At 25.9% G+C, this 19,214-nt stretch carries 16 protein-coding genes and 1 riboswitch; of the genes, 6 read left to right on the plus strand and 10 right to left on the minus strand.

Features of this window, described 5'->3' with window-relative positions:
- Window positions 1–85 precede the first annotated feature (85 nt).
- The 4 genes from I2H23_RS05515 to I2H23_RS05530 all read right to left on the minus strand — a co-directional run bounded on the left by I2H23_RS05515 (window position 86) and on the right by I2H23_RS05530 (window position 4,585).
- Complete coding sequence (locus tag I2H23_RS05515) at window positions 86–1,543, minus strand: VanW family protein (RefSeq protein WP_166505732.1); 1,458 nt, start codon at window positions 1,541–1,543, stop codon at window positions 86–88.
- A 114-nt stretch (window positions 1,544–1,657) separates the two neighbouring features.
- Window positions 1,658–3,049 (minus strand): UbiD family decarboxylase, encoded by a 1,392-nt coding sequence (locus tag I2H23_RS05520; RefSeq protein ID WP_166505733.1) that lies wholly within the window; start codon window positions 3,047–3,049, stop codon window positions 1,658–1,660.
- Between the two features lie 184 nt (window positions 3,050–3,233).
- On the minus strand, window positions 3,234–3,992 hold the full coding sequence (locus I2H23_RS05525) for a protein phosphatase 2C domain-containing protein (RefSeq protein ID WP_092924907.1): 759 nt from the start codon (window positions 3,990–3,992) through the stop codon (window positions 3,234–3,236).
- 281 nt (window positions 3,993–4,273) lie between these two features.
- Complete coding sequence (locus I2H23_RS05530) at window positions 4,274–4,585, minus strand: hypothetical protein (RefSeq protein ID WP_141664380.1); 312 nt, start codon at window positions 4,583–4,585, stop codon at window positions 4,274–4,276.
- 189 nt (window positions 4,586–4,774) lie between these two features.
- On the opposite strand from I2H23_RS05530, the gene I2H23_RS05535 reads away from it, so the two are divergent.
- Window positions 4,775–6,538, plus strand: a complete 1,764-nt coding sequence (locus I2H23_RS05535) for a peroxiredoxin (protein ID WP_092924903.1) — start codon at window positions 4,775–4,777, stop codon at window positions 6,536–6,538.
- A 33-nt stretch (window positions 6,539–6,571) separates the two neighbouring features.
- Here the strand turns inward: I2H23_RS05535 and I2H23_RS05540 are convergent, their stop codons facing one another.
- On the minus strand, window positions 6,572–7,171 hold the full coding sequence (locus I2H23_RS05540) for a ribonuclease H1 domain-containing protein (protein WP_195581254.1): 600 nt from the start codon (window positions 7,169–7,171) through the stop codon (window positions 6,572–6,574).
- Window positions 7,172–7,389: 218 nt separating this feature from the next.
- Window positions 7,390–7,562: riboswitch (Lysine riboswitch) on the plus strand.
- A 125-nt stretch (window positions 7,563–7,687) separates the two neighbouring features.
- Between I2H23_RS05540 and nhaC the strand changes: the two genes are divergently transcribed.
- The gene (nhaC, locus tag I2H23_RS05545) at window positions 7,688–9,124 is read left to right on the plus strand and encodes a Na+/H+ antiporter NhaC (RefSeq protein WP_092924898.1); all 1,437 of its coding nucleotides are present in this window, start codon (window positions 7,688–7,690) and stop codon (window positions 9,122–9,124) included.
- 29 nt (window positions 9,125–9,153) lie between these two features.
- Here the strand turns inward: nhaC and I2H23_RS05550 are convergent, their stop codons facing one another.
- On the minus strand, window positions 9,154–10,107 hold the full coding sequence (locus I2H23_RS05550; protein WP_092924896.1) for a calcium/sodium antiporter: 954 nt from the start codon (window positions 10,105–10,107) through the stop codon (window positions 9,154–9,156).
- A gap of 99 nt (window positions 10,108–10,206) precedes the next feature.
- Window positions 10,207–13,203 carry an ATP-dependent DNA helicase gene (locus I2H23_RS05555; RefSeq protein WP_195581255.1) on the minus strand — a complete coding sequence of 999 codons (2,997 nt, stop codon included), beginning with the start codon at window positions 13,201–13,203 and terminating at the stop codon, window positions 10,207–10,209.
- 184 nt (window positions 13,204–13,387) lie between these two features.
- Between I2H23_RS05555 and pdaA the strand changes: the two genes are divergently transcribed.
- Window positions 13,388–14,206, plus strand: coding sequence for a delta-lactam-biosynthetic de-N-acetylase (gene pdaA / locus I2H23_RS05560; protein ID WP_092924892.1), 819 nt, complete (start codon window positions 13,388–13,390; stop codon window positions 14,204–14,206).
- A 35-nt stretch (window positions 14,207–14,241) separates the two neighbouring features.
- Here the strand turns inward: pdaA and I2H23_RS05565 are convergent, their stop codons facing one another.
- Window positions 14,242–14,745, minus strand: a complete 504-nt coding sequence (locus I2H23_RS05565) for a hypothetical protein (protein ID WP_092924890.1) — start codon at window positions 14,743–14,745, stop codon at window positions 14,242–14,244.
- Between the two features lie 123 nt (window positions 14,746–14,868).
- Between I2H23_RS05565 and I2H23_RS05570 the strand changes: the two genes are divergently transcribed.
- Window positions 14,869–16,308, plus strand: a complete 1,440-nt coding sequence (locus I2H23_RS05570; RefSeq protein ID WP_092924888.1) for a CehA/McbA family metallohydrolase — start codon at window positions 14,869–14,871, stop codon at window positions 16,306–16,308.
- Window positions 16,309–16,409: 101 nt separating this feature from the next.
- A complete protein-coding gene (locus tag I2H23_RS05575) occupies window positions 16,410–16,553 on the plus strand; it encodes a hypothetical protein (protein ID WP_176698660.1) in 144 nt (47 codons plus the stop codon).
- 129 nt (window positions 16,554–16,682) lie between these two features.
- On the opposite strand, the gene I2H23_RS05580 is transcribed toward I2H23_RS05575, so the two are convergent.
- Entirely contained in the window at window positions 16,683–17,108 is a 426-nt protein-coding gene (locus tag I2H23_RS05580) for a DMT family transporter (RefSeq protein WP_092924886.1), read from the minus strand.
- Window positions 17,109–17,260: 152 nt separating this feature from the next.
- Here I2H23_RS05580 and I2H23_RS05585 point away from each other — a divergent pair, with 152 nt between their 5' ends.
- Window positions 17,261–17,818, plus strand: coding sequence for a DUF308 domain-containing protein (locus I2H23_RS05585; RefSeq protein ID WP_092924884.1), 558 nt, complete (start codon window positions 17,261–17,263; stop codon window positions 17,816–17,818).
- A 74-nt stretch (window positions 17,819–17,892) separates the two neighbouring features.
- Here the strand turns inward: I2H23_RS05585 and I2H23_RS05590 are convergent, their stop codons facing one another.
- Window positions 17,893–19,191 (minus strand): VanW family protein, encoded by a 1,299-nt coding sequence (locus I2H23_RS05590; protein ID WP_092924882.1) that lies wholly within the window; start codon window positions 19,189–19,191, stop codon window positions 17,893–17,895.
- Between the last annotated feature and the right edge of the window lie 23 nt (window positions 19,192–19,214).

Here is a 19,214-nt window from a genome sequence, read left to right on the forward strand (position 1 = left end):
ATTTTCATATTTTTAGGCAAATTATTATAAAAAAAGATAACCTACGTTATAGGCTATCTTTTTTTAACTAATATTATAATCTTTCTTAAGATACACTTGGTGTGTCTGGATTAGGATTTTGTTCTGGTGGTGGTGTTAAAGCTTCTGGTTGTACAGGTTTTTGTTCTTGTTGATTTGGTTTTTCTGGTCTTACAGGTTTTTGTTCTGGTGTTTTAACCTCCATAGTTCCAACAGCGATAACACCTTGCTTTTTAGGATAATATGATGTATATACTTTTTCTTTTTTTAGCACTTCTCCATTACTATTCTTATATACTCTGTAAGTTGATACTGTATATGCATTTCTTGCTTTTTCTAATTGTTTTTCTTTCCCTTTTGGAAGAGTTGGATCATCGACTCTTTTTATAGGAGCTTGAGATACTCCATCTATGTTAGTTAATATATCTACATTTTGCTTATCTGATTTACTACCATAGATTTGGCATATAACTCTATTTCCTGATACATAATTTTTTAAATATATAGGCTGCTTTAAGTTATTTTTAAATACAAAGTCTATTCCTCCATCAGTTACAGTTGCATCTCTCCCTTTTGCTACATATGTAGATGGTATAGAATGATTTTTAAGTTCTACAATTTCTAATCCTGAATATAACACCGTATTATATAGTGTAGATGATACCTGACAAACTCCACCTCCTACACCTTCTTGTACTACTCCTTGTACTATAACTGGTGCATTTTTATAACCATTTGATACAGTTCTCATTAAAGTATTTTCATTGTATGAAAATGTCTCACCAGGCATTAGCAATTTATCACTAGTTCTACTTGCTGCTAATCTTATATTAGTTGTTCTACCAGCTACTGATGAATCAAATTTGGTAGAATAGCTAGCTAATAATGTATCTATATGTTGTATATCCTCTTTTTTTACATTCTGATTAGTAACTTTTACTGCTAAATCTTCTTTTTTATTGCCTTTTTTAAGTTGACTAATTATATTTTCTACACTCTTATTTACATCAACTTCTTGTCCTTTATGTCCTGATAATACCTCTACTTTCGAGTTATTTATATCTAATTTTGCATCTTCCATATCAATATTTATATCCTTAGATATATCTTTAACGCATTTTATTAATTTCTCTTTATTATAGTCTATTTTAAGCTCAATGTTATTTTTTGCTCCGAAATTTGCTTTTATAGTTTTTTTAATATTATCTATCATAGAATCTTCTCTATTTATAGATAGTGCCTCATTAATAGTCTCGTCTAAACTATATTTTAAATCTATATCTTTACTATTTATTTTCCATAACTTATCTGAATATGAAATGTATATTTGTTTTATGTCATATTTTTTATTTAGTACATCTTTAGCTTCTTCTCTTGTCATATTTCCTATTGATATGCTGTTAACATATGTGTTTTTAAGTATTTTATTTCCGTTTATTTGAAAACTTATAAAACCTATAAAAACAATTATCCCCAATAATATTACACCCGCTGCAGCGTATACATATTTTTTTACATCTTTCATGTCTTACTCTCCTCAATCTCCCATTTTTCTCACATATTATTACTTAGCTATAAGGTTTATATATCCTCTTTTATATTTCAATATTTTAAAAAAAGTGTGTTAAAAAACACACTTTTAATATTCTTTAATCTCTTTTTGAGAAATTATATAAACTTTTTCACTATACATATTTATCATAAAAGCTTCTTTAGGTCTAAAGAATCCTTTATTTACAATTTCATAGTAATATAAGCCTTCATTTCCCTTTAATATATTTTCTAATCCTTTTTCATCTTCTACATATCTGTCAGCTTTATTTTTAGATACTTCATATATTTCTTTGTACTTTTCGTCATTTTTTTCTAATTTATTTTGAAGTATAAATTTAGCTTTTTCTTCACTTATTGCAAATTGTACTTTTCCTGAATTATCATATCTAAAATACCCATTACAGTAAGTGTTTTTGTAATCTTTATTACTATCCTTATATGAATATATTTCCTTTGTTTTCGCATTTACTAGTATTTCATCGGTTAACATTCCATACTCTAACACTTCAACACAATAATATTTTTCACCATCTATCATTTGGTAGTAAGAATTTATAGATAGGCTATTTTTAGATATGTTTCCTTTTTTAGATATTAAATTAATAATATCATCTGCTGATAATGTGTATATTGATAATTTTTCCTTATACTTTTTCTCTAAATTTAGTATATTTTCATCATCTGGATAATATTTTTTTACATACTCTATGTATCTTAATGCACTTTCATAGTCTCCATCTTTGTTACTTTCATCAGCTTTTTCTATATAATCATCATACATAAGGTCTATACATTCATCTTTTTCTTTTTGTGCTTTTTTATAATATTTATCATCTTTGTCTAGTACTTTATCATAATCTTGTATTGCTTCATAATACATGTGGTTTTCTTTGTTTTCATTTGCTTTTTCATACACCAATCTAGATTCATGTATTTGTTCTATATTACTTTTATATCCATCTAATTCATTTGAAATTCCATTTAGAGTAGATGCCATACTTATATAAGATAAAGCTGTATCATAATCTGTATTTTCTTCCTTATACATATCAGATACTCTTTGAGATTGTTCTATTATACGACCTACATCTACCTCAATATTTTCTATTGCATTTATGGTATTTATCATACCTACATATTGTTCCTTTGTAATTTCTTTATTTACGTATTTATCTCCACTTTCAAGAAGTAATTTATTTATCTTTTTAGATAATGTTTTATCAATTCTTTTCATTTTAGAATCAGAAAATTTCTTTTCGTAGTTAGAGTAATTGTCAATAGCTATATTGTATCTACGATTTTCTATATTTTCCAATAATGTATCAACCTCTTTTTGTACGCTTAATTCATCACTACTTATGAAAAATACTATAACTAATACTATTACACCTAATACTGATAATGAAATTGTGATTATATTTTTTTTATATATATCTATAAAATCTACACATTTATAAAATAATTCTTTAAAATTCATTATCGTTTCCTTTCCTATTTAGTTTTTATGTAAATATCATTATTTATTATATCATATATGTATATCTTTAACCATATTTTATATTATTAGTAAATATATGTATTTTAATTGTTTATAAATAAAAATAAGTCAATATAATGTCTATAAAACTTTTTAAATACATAATATTGACTTATTTTTTTATTTATATTAAAAACACAATGCTTATATCATCCTGACTTTTTTGCTTGCTTAACTTACTTAGTCGCTGTTTGTAAGTTCTTTTTAGAACTTCCCTAGAAAATACACTCTTATTGTACATATATATTGTATCATTAAGGCTTTTGTACAATTCATTTTTATTGTCAAAAGACTGCTCATATCCATCTGTAAATATAATAATATTTTCTTTGTATTTATTTATTTCATCATCTATATAATACATAATATTTTTATATGAATCTATTCTTCCTAAAGAATCAACTGTATCACTTTTTCTAGTTTCTAATACTTCTTTAAACTCAGTATCATCTTTTATTATAATATTTCCATCTCCTATTTTTAAATATAGCCTAAATCTATTAGTTACCAACACTGCTATTAATGTTGTAGAATATTTTATATATTCTGTTTTAAAAACTAATGGATGAAATCTTTCAAAATCTAACTTAACTAAATCCATCCATTTTGATTGAATTTCCATTTGTATTTTTTTTTCTTCTAGCATATTAACTAAATCTTTTGTATCTAAATCTGCCAAATCTTTAAGCATGCCTACTGCAATATTACAAGCTATTTTAGCTCCTCTATCACTATATTTGAAAAAATCATTACTATGGCCATCAGACACAGCAAAAACTATTCCTTTATCAAAAAAATCGAAATCTAAATAATCTTGAGATTTCGATTTTTTTAATATATTTTTATAACCAGTTACCATTTCTGAAAATATATTGTATTCCATAAGCAACCTCTCCTATAATTGTTCTTAATTATCTTTTATTATAGGTTTTATATATTTATAACTAAAATTTTATTTTCTTAAGTAAAACTTTAACTTTATTTAAGTGACTTTATCTATTACCGAAAAGTTCTTTTTTGCTACCGTGTAAAGTGGTATCATTACTTTTTAACCTATTACTATAAGTTCAATAATTATGCATAATTTATAAATAGATATAATAATTAATAAGCAAAAAAGACACCATAGTTTATTTTATTGTGCCTTTTTAAATCATTTTAATATTAAGATATTTTTCTTTTTGCTTTAACAACTTCTTTTGTATTTCCTCTTTTAATATTTTTACTCTTGCTAACTTTAGTCTTTTGTATATGTTTTTTATTTTTAAATATTCTATTGTAGTCTACAACTACTAACATAACTGTTAAACATAAAGTTAATCCTGTAAATAACATAAAGTAATATTCTAACCCTATAAACACTCCCATAATAGCATTTAACAGTATAAGTCCAAATGTTATAACAAAAGATATAATAGATGATAGAACTAAAACCTTAAATATACTTTCTATCTTTCTTAGGATAGATTTCAACATTCTCACCCCGTATAATAACAAATCTTTACATTTATCTATCTTTAAATATATCAAATATGCACATAAATAGCAATTCTTATTAGTTATTTTTCTAAAAGTATTTACAATTATATTTTCTTCGTAACAATATCACCCCTTAATTAATAAAATATAATTAGGTTATATTTTATTAATTAAGGGGTGATATATATGCCATGCCTTCCAAGTTTAGGATCGAAAGCTCCTGATTTTAAGGCTAACACAACATTTGGACCTATAAAATTATCTGATTATAATGGTAAATGGGTAGTTTTATTTTCTCATCCTGGAGATTTTACTCCAGTATGCACTACAGAATTTCTATGCTTTGCTAAGTACCATAATGAATTTAAAAAAAGAAACACAGAATTAATAGGCCTAAGTGTTGACAGTAATGCGTCTCATCTAGCTTGGATGTATAATATATTTACTATGACAGGTATTGATATTCCTTTTCCAGTTATAGATGATAATGATAAATATGTAGCTAAGCTATACGGTATGATTTCAGAACAAATGAGTAATACTTCTACAGTACGATCTGTTTTTATAATAGATGATAAACAAATACTCAGAACTATACTTTACTATCCTCTCACAACTGGTAGAAATATTCCTGAGATTTTAAGAATTATAGAAGCACTTCAAACTAGTGATAAAGATAAAGTAGTAACTCCTGCTAACTGGTTTCCTGGTATGCCAGTCATAACACCATCTCCTAAAACTTATAAAGAGTTAAAAAATAAAATTAAAAACTGTGAGAAAGAATATGCGTATATGGACTGGTATCTTTGCTTTATGCCTGATAAGGATAGACCAACTATTAATGTAAAACATAATAAAGATGTATTTATAAAATCTAAAAATACTAAAAAGTGCCAAAGACCTGAAATAACAGACCCAGATAAACAGCCTGCTATAAGTTGTCCTGATGTTAGTCCAATAGTTATGGAGTATGTATTTGGTAATCCTGGAAACGTAGATCCTAATTTACTTGATGCTGTAATCTATGCATTCGTAGAAATTAATGAAAATGGAACATTACGAGTTCCTACTCCTAATTATTTAAATCAACTTATAAGTCTTAAAAATATTAAGCCTACTTTAAAAGTTATTGCTGCCATTGGTGGATGGGGAGTTGAAGGTTTTTCTGATGCTGCTTTAACTCCTGCATCTAGATATGCATTTGCTAGAGAAGCAAATAAGCTTATAAAGCAATATAATTTAGATGGTATTGATATTGACTGGGAATATCCAGGAAGTAGTGGTGCGGGTATAAAATCTAGACCTGAAGATAAAGAAAATTTTACACTTTTACTAACCGCTCTAAGGGATGTTATAGGAGATAATAAGTGGTTAAGTGTTGCTGGTACTGGAGATATTGGTTATATAAATAGAAGTGCTGAAATATCTAAAATAGCTCCTTTAATAAACTATTTTAATCTAATGAGTTATGATTTTACAGCTGGAGAAACAGGTGAAAATGCTAAGAAACATCATGCTAATTTATATCCTTCTAATTTATCTTTAAGAGGATATAGTGTAGATTCTATGGTACAAAATTTAATAAATGCCGGTATGCCTCGTGAAAAAATACTACTTGGAGTTCCTTTTTATGGTAGACTTGGAGCTGCAATTACAAGATCATATGATCAACTTAGAAGGGATTATATAAATAAAAATGGTCATACAGTAATGTTTGATAGAGATGCTAAAGTACCTTATCTAGTAAAAGATGGAGAGTTCTCAATGTCTTATGAGGATACCCTTTCTATTTATATAAAAGCTCTATATGTATTAGATAATTGTCTTGGTGGCATTTTTTCTTGGACATCGACATATGACCAGGCAAATATTTTGGCAAAAGCTATGTATGATGGTATAAATAGACCTTCTTTTGTTTTAGCTGAATTAGAGGATTTTGGATTAAGTTAAAAATAAAGTCTTGCAAAATACTTTGCAAGACTTTTATATTCCTATAGCTTTCTTAGCTAATTTATCAGCTTCATCGTTATATTTATTGCCACTATGTGCTTTTACTTTTACAAACTCAACATTTAACTTATCTTTTATATTATCATAAAATTTCTTATATTTAGTAGTTCCTTCTTTATTAGTTTTCCATAATCCTAAGCACCATTTTTCTATTCCTTCATAATCAAAATATAAAATCAAATTATTTATGTTATTATCTATACAATAATTCATCGCAATCTTTGCAGCTTCTATTTCACCTGCGACATTTCTCATTCCAACTAAATCTTTATCATTTCCTTTTTTGCTATAAGTTTTTATAACTTCTTCATTTTTTATTATAACTACCCCTGAACCATATTCTCTTATTGAATGTTCATAACTACCATCAACATAAGCTTTTACAAGTTCTTTTCCCTCTTGTATTTTTACACCATTTTCACCATATATATATGATTTTGCTTCCTCTATCGTAGTAAAACTTTTATACTCAGCGCCTGAAAAACCATTTATTTGTTCCTTACATTCATTCCATGTATTATATATACCATTGTTTCTTCCTTTTCTTACTGCATAAAACTTAACCTTAGCCAAATTTTTCACTTCCTTTCGTATAACTATTTATATAAAATTTATATTTTTCTAAATCATACATTTAATAACTATTCTATAGTAAAATAAGTAGTTTTTAAAGACTTATTATTTTACATATTATTGTGAAAATTTTCTTAAATTTTTTATTCCTAAATATTTCATGCTTTATTTTTTTTTAATTTATGGTATAATCTTTATTATCAAATAAATCGAATATAACTATTGGTAGAGGTCGCATTGTTAAATAGTAGTTTTGTGGAGGTAAGCACGAAGAAGCAAAATAAAAGGTAACTATGCCGAAATATATAAGGGAAGCTTTAAACTTATATATTGGGGTTATGCAAAATATGTATAACACTGTCACATTTATATGTGGAGTGCTATCTTTAGATTAAGCGTATTTTTAATTGTACGGTTGAATGCTTAAGTCTAGGATAATATCTTTACACCTAGACTTTTTTTATTATCTCTTTTCTCCTTAACGTTATATTCGGTATAAATTTTAGGAGGACTTTTATGACAAAAAAGGTTAAAAAACAAGCAACTTTATTTGATGCATTACTATGTGTCTCTGTTTTAGTTGCAGTTTTAGTGACATGTTTAGTATTTTTAAGAAAGTATGAAATATCTGCTCATATACCACTTATAATAGGAGCTACATTTGCAAGTGGTGTTGCAGTTTTTAGATTAGGTTTTAATTGGAAGGAATTAGAAGAAGGTATACTATCTACTATAAATACGACAATGCAATCAATACTTATACTTTTAGTAGTTGGTATGATAATAGGTACTTGGATAGCTGGTGGTATAGTTCCTGCTATGATATATTGGGGTCTTAAAATATTATCACCTGGAATATTCTTAGTGGCAACTACTTTAATCTGCGCTATAGTATCTATTTCTACTGGTTCATCTTGGACAACAGCTGGTACTGTAGGTATAGCTCTTTTAGGTATTGGTAGTGCCTTAGGTATACCTGGTAAAATAGTTGCAGGTGCTATAATATCTGGTGCTTATTTTGGGGATAAGATGTCTCCTTTATCTGATACAACAAACTTAGCTCCTGCTATGGCTGGTTCTACTTTATTTGATCATATAAAACATATGGTATATACAGCTGGTCCTGCTCTTTTAATATCACTTGTATTATACGGTATAATAGGAATGAAATATGCAGGTTCTGAAATGGATATATCTCAAATAAATCAAATTCAAAATGCTTTATTAAGTAATTACAATACATTATCTCCATTTTTACTTTTAGTTCCTTGTGCTGTTATAGCAATGGTTATATTTAAAGTCCCTACAATACCAGCACTTATAGGTGGTGTTATATTAGGTGGCGTTTGTGCAGTAGTATTTCAAGGTGCATCTATAGCTGATATACTTGTAGTTGCTAAGTCTGGTTATGTTTCATCTACTGGAATGAAGTTTGTTGATGATCTTCTTACTAGAGGTGGACTTGACAGTATGTTAGGGACAGTATCATTAATACTTTGTGCTTTAACTGTAGGTGGGGTATTAGAAAAAACTGGTATGTTACAAGTTATAGCACAGTCTATACTAAAATTTGCAAAGGGTACTTTTGGACTTATAGCTGCTACAATATTTACTTGTATCGGTACTAACTTAGCAGTTGCAGACCAATATTTAGCCATAGTTATACCAGGAAGTATGTATAAGGATGCATTTATAAGACAAGGTTTATCTCCTAAGAATCTTTCTCGTGCTTTAGAAGATAGTGCCACTATAACGTCTCCACTTATTCCTTGGAATACTTGTGGAGCATATATGTCAGCAACACTTGGAATTGGATCTTTCGTATTTTTACCATATGCATTCTTTAACTTAATTTGTCCTTTAATATCATTATTCTATGGATTAACAGGATTAACAATAGAAAAACTTTCTGATGAAGATTTAATAGAAGAATTTGAAAACGGAATAGCTTAAAATAAAAAAGAGTCTTTAAAGACTCTTTTTTATTTTCTTATTATTATAAATGTCATATATAATATATACATTATAACTAATAATATACCTTCTTTTTTATTTATACGTTGCTTAGTTCCTGCAAATATATATGTTAATATTGTTATTATTATCATAATCATCATATCAACAAACACTATGCTATGAACTTGTATATTGCTTATAAATGAGGATATACCTAAAACAAATAATATATTAAACAGATTCGAACCAACTACATTACCTATAGCTATATCACTTTCACCTTTTCTAGCCGCAACTATACTTGTTACGAACTCTGGAAGAGATGTTCCTATAGATACTATAGTTAAGCCTACTAGATTTTCACTCATACCCCAAGCTAAAGCAATATTGCTTGCACTATCTACAACAAACTGACCACCTACTATTATTCCAATTATACCAAGGATACTCATTAGTATACTTTTACTCATAGGTATGCTCTCATCAGCTTGATCTATTTCCATTTCCTCTTTAGATGTTATGGCCATCTCTACTAAATAATACATAAATATACCAAATAAAGTTAGTAGCATCAGCCCATCTGCTCTTGTTAAAGCATTTTGAGTATACCCTTGAAACTTTATATCGTGAGATAATATAGATAGTACTATAGTTGCAAGTACTGCAAATGGGAATTCTTTAATTATAGTGCTCTTTTGTACCTTTATAGGATTTATTATTGCTACGACTCCCAAAACACATAAAAAGTTAAATATATTAGACCCTACTACATTGGCTATAGCCATATCATTACTTCCTTTTAAGGCTGCTGTTATACTTACTGCAGCTTCTGGTGCACTAGTACCAAAAGCAACTATTGTAAGCCCAATTATAAGTGTTGGGACCTTTAATGTTTTTGCTATAGATGATGAGCCAACTACAAATACATCTGCTCCTTTTATAAGAATTAAAAAACCTATTATAAGTAATATATAACTCATATTTACATCCTTTCTTTTAACTACTTTATAAGATTTATTTTTTCTTAAATATCTAATCTTATTCAATAATTAAAATATAGGTAAAGTCTTTTTATAATCTCATACCTTAGATTTTAATTTGATTTTTTCTTTTGGTATAGTGTATCTATGATTAAAGTACTTTATATTTAATTTATCATGATTATTTGAAGTAACTCTGCACTTTATATACCTTTGATTCATTTGCTCAACTACAAACTGTTCTATATCTTTTATGTCATCTATATCTGTAATTGTTAGTAAGTTCCTAACTTCTACTAATACCTCTCTCATAACCTGCTTTCTACATATATTTATATGATTATTAGTATAGTTTTGTATATTATTTTTGCTAACTATATTTATTTTACAACCATGAAGATCTCTCTCTAATTTTTTTAAAGTATGCCCATTAGTTCCTATGTCAAAGATTATAAAACATCCGTAATCATATTTGCTTCTTAAGATCCTTCCCATAGCTTGTTTTACCTTAATAGCCATCTGAGGGTAGTTTATAGATTGATAGGTCAAGCTATATTTTTTCATAATAGTTGAGTATAAAGGATCTTTCGGATTTAGATTAGGAATTTTATCTAAAGTCACACACACAAGTCCATCCCCTGGAACATCTACGCCTTCAAAGCATCCTTTCGATCCTAATACCACACAATTTTGATTCATATTCTTTAAATTTCTAATTCCTTTTTTGTTTTTGTATATATCTATGTTTTTTCCATTTAATATATGAATTAGATCTTCGTATGTTTTATCTAATCTATCTGTACTATTAAATAATGATAATAAGTGTCCATGTGTTACCTCACATATTTTGTATATAGTATTTGATATGTCTGTTGTAAAGTTTTTATTATTATAATTTGATAAATCGCTTAACCCTAATGTTAATACTTTGTTTTTATAATTATATAAAGGCTCTATCACTTTTTCGATATTTTCAACCTTATTTATACCGAGAGTATTTTTAAAATAATTCATATTGTTTTCTACACTCAAAGTAGCAGATATAAATATACCACTTTCCACTTGACTTAATATATTTTCTTCAAACAATTTAGCTAGTTTTAAAGGAACAACTTTAGCCTCGAAGTTAGTATAATTTTTATCTATTTCAATAATTCTTGCAAAATCGTCTTCTTCAGTAAATTCCATAAATAGCTCAAATGTAGTCCTTATATCTTCTAACTCTTTTATTCTTGCTTTACCAAATTTATATATATCAGATTCCTTATCTATACTATCATCATCTATATTTCTATCAATTATAACTAATATAGCTATTAAATTTCTTAGTATTTTATCAAAACTATCTCTAATCTTATTACTATAACTTAAATATGTTAATTCTATATATCCATCTTCTTTTTTTATCTTTCCTAGCACTTCATTTTGTTGTAGATTAAATTCCCACCTTAAGTTATATTTACTTAAATAATTATAATCTGATTCCATGCCAAATCTTAGAACAGAGTTAAGTTCCTCTAAAATTAAATTTATATTCCTACTTATTTTTTCTTTTATATCCCTTCCAAAGTGAACATGATGATAAAACTTATCAAAATACTTTATCTTTCTAGATGTTTTATATTTTTCATATATAAAAGGACTATTTCCTATATATTCATATGGATATATTTCTTTTAAGAAATATTTTAGTGCTTTGTATTCTATAGTACTTGAGAAAAAATCATATCCCTTTTCAGCTAAATTATGACCCTCATCCACTATAATATTTTCTAGTGGTTTCTCTTCTTTATAAGGCCACTTTGCCAATAAAGAGTGATTTATAACAGTTATATCTTCTTCTTTTAATTCTTCTACCCTATTTTTGTATAGACATTCTTTATTACACTTTTTAGGTCTACATAAATTGGGATCACAACTAACATGTTTTATATGATCCCCTATTACATTAAATTCATTTAATATAGAAGGGCTTATCTCCTCTATATCACCGTGTTTTCCTTCCTTAACTATTTGTTCTAGTAGTAATATCCCTAGTATTTCTTTTTTAGTTGGTTTTTTAGAGGTATATTCATGTTTATACTGTTCTAATTTTTCTACACATATATAGTTGTTTTTTCCTTTTATGTATCCATACTTTATCTTTCCCATAAGACCTAATGAGTTTAATACATTAGGTATATCTTTATTGATCAATTGTATTTGAAGCTCTTTAGTGTCTGTAGATATTATCATTCTCTTTTTGTTTAACCTTGCTTCTAATATAGCTGGAAGTAAATATCCTACACTTTTACCTATTCCTGTTGGTGCCTCTATACATGCTATTTTATAAGTAGTAGCACTACTTATAGTTTCTCTTATAGTTTTAGTTAATTCATACTGCCCTGGCCTGTATTCATATATAAATCCTTCTTTTTTAGCCCATATACTTTCATCTTTTAATAATTCTTCATAATTTCTTTCATTTTCATTTAGTTTTCTTATTACTAGTTTTTCTTTTTTATCATCTTTTAATTTTTCTTCTGCTTTTTTTTCTAAACTTTCTAATTTTTTAATATCATCTACACTATCTATTAACTCACTCCACTCCCAATTAGGTAGTGAAAATTTATTTAAGTAAGAATTTATCTTAAATGTTAAAGGCTCTAATGTTAATTTATCTTCTTTTTTTATACTTATTATTATATTGTTTACAATGTTTACAATACTTATTAAATCACTTATATACTTATCATTTGTTAATATATCATTTAAATCCTTAATATTATAATCACTATAATAAGGCTTAGTTACATGCACTAACTCTTTTACATCTAATATCTTCTCCTTTATATATCTCTCTATAAACTTTTTATTAGATGATAAATCAAACATTGCTATATAACTATCTCCTATAAAATCATTTAAACTATCTACATTATAATTTTTATCATCATTATTTATTATTTCCTCAAAAATGTATACTTGATTATTAAAAAACTTTACTCCTATTAACTTAATTTTATTTGAATTTTTGCTAACTTCTATATTTAAGTAAGTTATATTATCTAAAACACTATATAACTTACTAGTTAATTGATGTATAAATTTCTCCATTTCATTTACCTTCCATCAAATATGTCTGTGCTTAAACATATTTATTTCATTGTCTTGTATACATAATTATATGATAAGTTTATCCAAAAAGTAAAAATATAATTTCCATTTACTTTTATTAGTATATTTTTAACTTAATTATTAAAACTATATATAAATTTACTACACTACTAGAGGTGACTTTATGAATAAAAAAAATACAACAAACTATCTACTAATAGGATTTTTCTTACTTATATTTACATTAATATTTACTACAAATTTTAATATAGTAAATAAATCTAAAACTCAAATATTAAATCCTATAAATACAGAATATAACTGGTACTTCAATCCAAGAAACGATGGAAAACAACCAGAACCTATTAAAGAAGCTAATTTCTTTAAAAAGTATAATTCATATTATGTCGGTGATAAGGATAAAAAAATAATATACTTAACATTTGATGCAGGATATGAAAATGGAACAACTGAAAGTATACTAAATACATTGAAAAAACATAATGTAAAAGCCCACTTTTTCGTTGTAGAAAGTTATATAAGAAATAACCCAGAGCTTATAAAAAGGATGGAAAAAGAAGGTCATTTAGTTTGCAATCATTCTAAAAATCATCCTTCAATGGCTAAAATAACAGATTTTGAAAAATTCAAAGATGAAATAACAAGTGTAGAGGATGCTTATAAAGATGTCACTGGTAAAGATATGCCTAAGTTTTTCAGACCACCTATGGGAAAATTTAGTGAGCAATCATTAAAATACACACAAGACTTAGGATATAGTTCTATATTTTGGAGCTTTGCTTATGTAGATTGGTATAATGATAATCAACCTACGCCTGAATATGCAAAGGAAAAAATCTACTCAAGAACTCATCCTGGTGCTATAGTTTTACTTCATCCAAACTCTACTACTAATACTCAAATATTAGATGAAGTTATAACTCATTGGAAGGAAGAGGGATATAAGTTAGAAACACTTGATTATCTAGTTAAAAATAAATAGTTTATAAGGATACAGATATCTCTGTATCCTTTACTTTAAGCATCTATTAGTATATTTTTTCCCCTAAAATTTGCTACCCAATAAGGTTTATAAATACTCTTAACTTCTTTTATATTAATATCTTGAAGGTTAACTTTTTCTATTTCAAGTTTACTTTTTTTATTTTTTAAAAATCCCATTATCTCACATTTAACATTTTCAACCATATACTCTTCCGATATTTTTGATCTTTTTATATAACTCTTATCTACATACTTACTTATTGTACTTGGTATAATATTAACAGACTCTGAGTATCCATTATAGGTATTAACTAACATAGTTATTTTATATGTACTTATTTTGTTTCTAAATATGCCAATACTTCTTTCTTTACTTATTATTTCATAGCTAAGAACTTTAATTTCAACATATTCTAAATGTATATCTTTTATTAATATATTAAATTGTAAAACTCTGCTCATTAAAGGCATCTTTTTTAATATATATTTGAGTATATCTTTTTTATTTGTATTAACTTCCATTGCCTCTATTCTCATACTATCCTCCTATAGTATTTGATATTAATAAATTATATTAATACTACCTATATTTTCATGTATGTATATATAAAAAATACATATGATAAATAACACAATATAAGGTAAAGGAATTGATTATTTATGAGATTAAACCTTCTATTAACAATTTTAATTTTATTTATATCTTTTACATTTTCTATTTTAGGCTTTAATAGAAATATATTACATGTTAATTATTTAAATAATGATTCTGTACATGTTGGTTCTTTTGATAATACTCCTCCTACTATAAAATCTATATCTCCTGGTAAATGTTCTGAATATATAGTGTCAAAACCTACTATAAAAATTAAATACTTTGATGAAAGTAAAATAGATAAATCTTCAATTAGATTACTCGTCAATTATGAAGATGTAACTAATAAAGCCACTATTTCAGATTCTAGTATAACTTATATACCAGATAAAAAATTTAAAAGAGGAAACCAAGTAGTAAGTCTTGAAATAAAAGATTTATCTCCAAATAAAAATAAGTCTAATATTGAGTGGTATTTTACAGTTGGAACACCTGTTTATAAGCATTATAGAGGTCTTTTACATTCTCATACTAGTGCAAGCGATGGTCATGGTAGTTATAGTGATGCTTATTATCTAGCTCGTGATAAAGCTAATTTAGATTTTTTCTTCATAACGGAGCATTCTAATATGCTAGATAATAACTCAAAGTGCGATATAAATAATGCTTCTAAAAGTAATAAATGGTCTGAGCTTGTAAAAGTTAGTGATAAATTTACATGTGAAAAAAATTTTTTAGGTCTATATGGATTTGAAATGACCTATCCTTATAATGTAGATAATCCTATAGGACATATTAACATATTTAATTCTAAGGGATTTATAACTGAAAAACATGGTGATATGATGAATTTAGATAATTTTTATAATTATATATATAACCAAGAAAATTTAATAGGTCAATTTAATCATCCTGGTGAAAAATTTGGAGATTTCAATAATTTAGAGTATTCACCTAAAGGAGATGCTATTATCTCATTACTAGAAGTAAGAAATGGATATAATTCTGATGATAGTAAAAATATTAAGTCTTATGATATGTATCAGTTAGCATTAGATAAAGGATGGCATGTCGCGCCTACATGCAATCAAGATAATCATAGAGTTAATTTTGGTATAGCAAATGAATTTAGAACAGTAGTATTATGTAGCGAACTTACTAAAGATGCTTTATACGACGCTTTAAAAAATATGAGGGTATATGCATCTGAAGATAAAAATTTAAAAGTAGATTACACCATAAATAATCTTCCTATGGGAAGTAAAATAACTAAATGTTCAAGACTAAACTTCTATATAAGTGCTGTTGATAATGACAAAAATGATAAGATAAAAGAGATACAAGTTATAAGTAATAAAGGTAAAGTAGTAAAGAGTAAAAATTTCGATTCTAATATAGCTAGATTAGAATTTTCAATGAAGTCTAATAAAAATAGTTTTTATTATGTAAAAATTATTCAAGACAATGAAAAAACATCTGTAACATCACCTATTTGGATTAAGTAAATAACATATATAAAATTTATCCAAAGATGTAAATAAGTCATTAAAATATATCCTTTTTATTTGTAAATACTATAATTGAATAAATTTTTATGGAGGTATTTATGAATAATCAATCTTTCAATACAAACTATAAAATAGCAAATGTATCTAAGGATGAAGAAAAAGCAATAAAAAAAATAGAGGAAGAATTAAGAAATATAACTAAAAAAGATTTTGTTATTATAGCTTGGGAAAAAGAACAATAGATATATAATACCTTATTATTTTAAATAATAAATCTATCTAAAAATTAATAAAGCTATAAATATATAATTTTATATACTTATAGCTTTATTATTCTTAATTAAGTTTTTATTTTTAAATTTATATTTAGATTAACTTAATATAAAAAAAGTACCAATAACAAGAAGTATTGCTCCTATGTATTTATAAAGATGTATACTTTCTTTTAAAAGAGTAGAGTCTATAAAAAAACCTATTAGCATCTGGGATACTACTATAAGTGTTAATGTATTAGATACACCTAAACTTGGAACTGATTTTACTGTAAAATATATAATTAACCCACCAAGTATACCACCTATTAATAGTTTAGGATTTATACTATTTATATTAGCTAAATCCTTAAAATCTCCAGCTAATAATATACTTATTAAAAAAAATAATGCTCCTACTACTAAACTTATAAATGTAGCTATTAATGCAGTTGTATTTTTTCCAAGTTCTCCATTTACAAATGCTTCTATTGCTGTAGAAACTCCTGCTAATATAGCAAATAAAACTGCCCCTAAATTCCCCACTATATCCCTCCTTTAAATGTTCTCTATTTAATCTATGATATAGCTTGTCTATTGATGCTTACTTACAATTTATTTTTCACTATTTAATAAATATCTATTTTTTGTTATAATTACTTTAAATTTATATAAAATAATGTTAGAGGTGACAATCTATGTTTCAAATGTTTAATATAAACTTTAGTAACATGTATAAAAAAGAAAACTCGGCTAAGTTTATGATTATAGGAGTATTACTTATAGGCTTTGGTGTTTTATCTTTTATAAATAAAGGAATCGGAATTAAACTACTTTCTTTTGCTTTTTCTTTATTACTTTTATTTTTTGCATACTTAAATTTAAAGAATATAAATGAACTTAGAAGATATGCTCCTAAAGAGGAAATTAAACCTTTTATTGGTATACAATGTATACTTTTGATTTCTGCCATATTATTGATAGTATTCCCTACTAAAATTCAAATTTTTATCTCCTCAATATTTGGAATATATATAATATATTCTCAAATAATAAACTTAATTAGAAATAAAAATAACCCTTACTATAGATTCGGTACTTTTAATTTAATTAAAGTCATATTTGGATTTATATTAATATTTTCACCATTTTTCTTATCTAGATTTATAGTTTCTATATTATCATTAATATTGATACTTATAGGTTTTAGTATATTATCAGTAGGTAATAAATTAAAAAATATTGACATATTATAAAAATTTAATGTGATTATATTATAAATAAAGTTGATTAAATTTTATAATTAAAAAGAGGAGACATTCTCCTCTTTTTATCTATATACACTAGTATCTATATGTTTTTCATATACTTTTTTCCCTTTCTCATTATATCCATACAAATACGTATTAGCTACTTTTCCACTAGAATATCCTACAGCTTCATACTCTATTCCATCTAAAGCTTTTTCATTTGACCAAAATTCTATAGTTAATAAGTTATTACTTGTTTTAGTATTTATAACTATTGGATATTCTAAAGTATTTTTAAACTTATAATCTATACTCCCTGTAGCTAATGTAGCATCTAATCCTCTTGGCACATAGCTAACTGGCTTTGAATGGTTTCTTCTCTCTGTAGGTAGTATTCCAGACTTTAATTGAGTATTATATAACGTTGATGAAACTTGACATACACCACCACCAATTCCATCTTTTAAATCTCCATTTATTATTACAGGTGCATTTTTATATCCATTTTCTCTATCTATTGGTCCCAAAGCTTTTTCATATGAAAATTCTTCTCCTGGCATAAGTAATAAATCATCTATTTTTTTTGCTGCAACTTCTATATTATCTCCTCTTCCTCCACCTGATGCATATGAAGTTGAGTATGATGATATCTTATGATTAATATTCTTTAAACTATTTATTTTTATTGTAGGCAGTTCATTTATTTCTTTACAGTTTATAACCATGTCCTCTCTGTATATATTTTCATTATTAATGTTATATAAAATATTTTTTACAAGTCTATTTAAATCTAATCTTTTACCAGTTTTACCTTCTTTCAATTTTACAACTTCATTGTCTATAATTACTTTAGGTTCTAGTGGCTTTTTAGAATTTTCTTTATCTATAATATATCCACATCTTACTATCTTATCTTCATTTATATCTATGTTAAACTTATAATTTTTTTCTTTGTTTTTTATTATAGTCATAAATTTTTCTAATATATTTTTATTTTTATTTTCATTAACTATATCTTCATATAATTTATCTGTATTATAATTTGATACAATGTCATTCATACTAAGTACATATGTATTTTTTTTTATTTTTATTTTCACCTCTTTTTCATTTATTTCTTTTTTTAATACCTCTAACTTTTCTCTTAGTTCATTATAATTCATTCCAGATATGTCTTCTTGGTATATACTAACTCCTGGGTAAACTCTTTTGTCATACTTAGCTACAACTATATTTATGCACACACATAATGATATAACAAAAAAAACTATGATTATTATACATTGTTTTTTAGTTATACCATTTATTTTGCTTTTTATAGTATTTAAGCATTCTTTTATTATCTCTTTATATGATTTTTCTTCTTTATTACTACTCATTTTTGCCCCCCTAATACTTTGTT

It is taken from the genome of Romboutsia sp. BSD2780061687b_171204_C1 (assembly GCF_015560225.1).
Taxonomy (GTDB): domain Bacteria; phylum Bacillota; class Clostridia; order Peptostreptococcales; family Peptostreptococcaceae; genus Romboutsia_C; species Romboutsia_C hominis.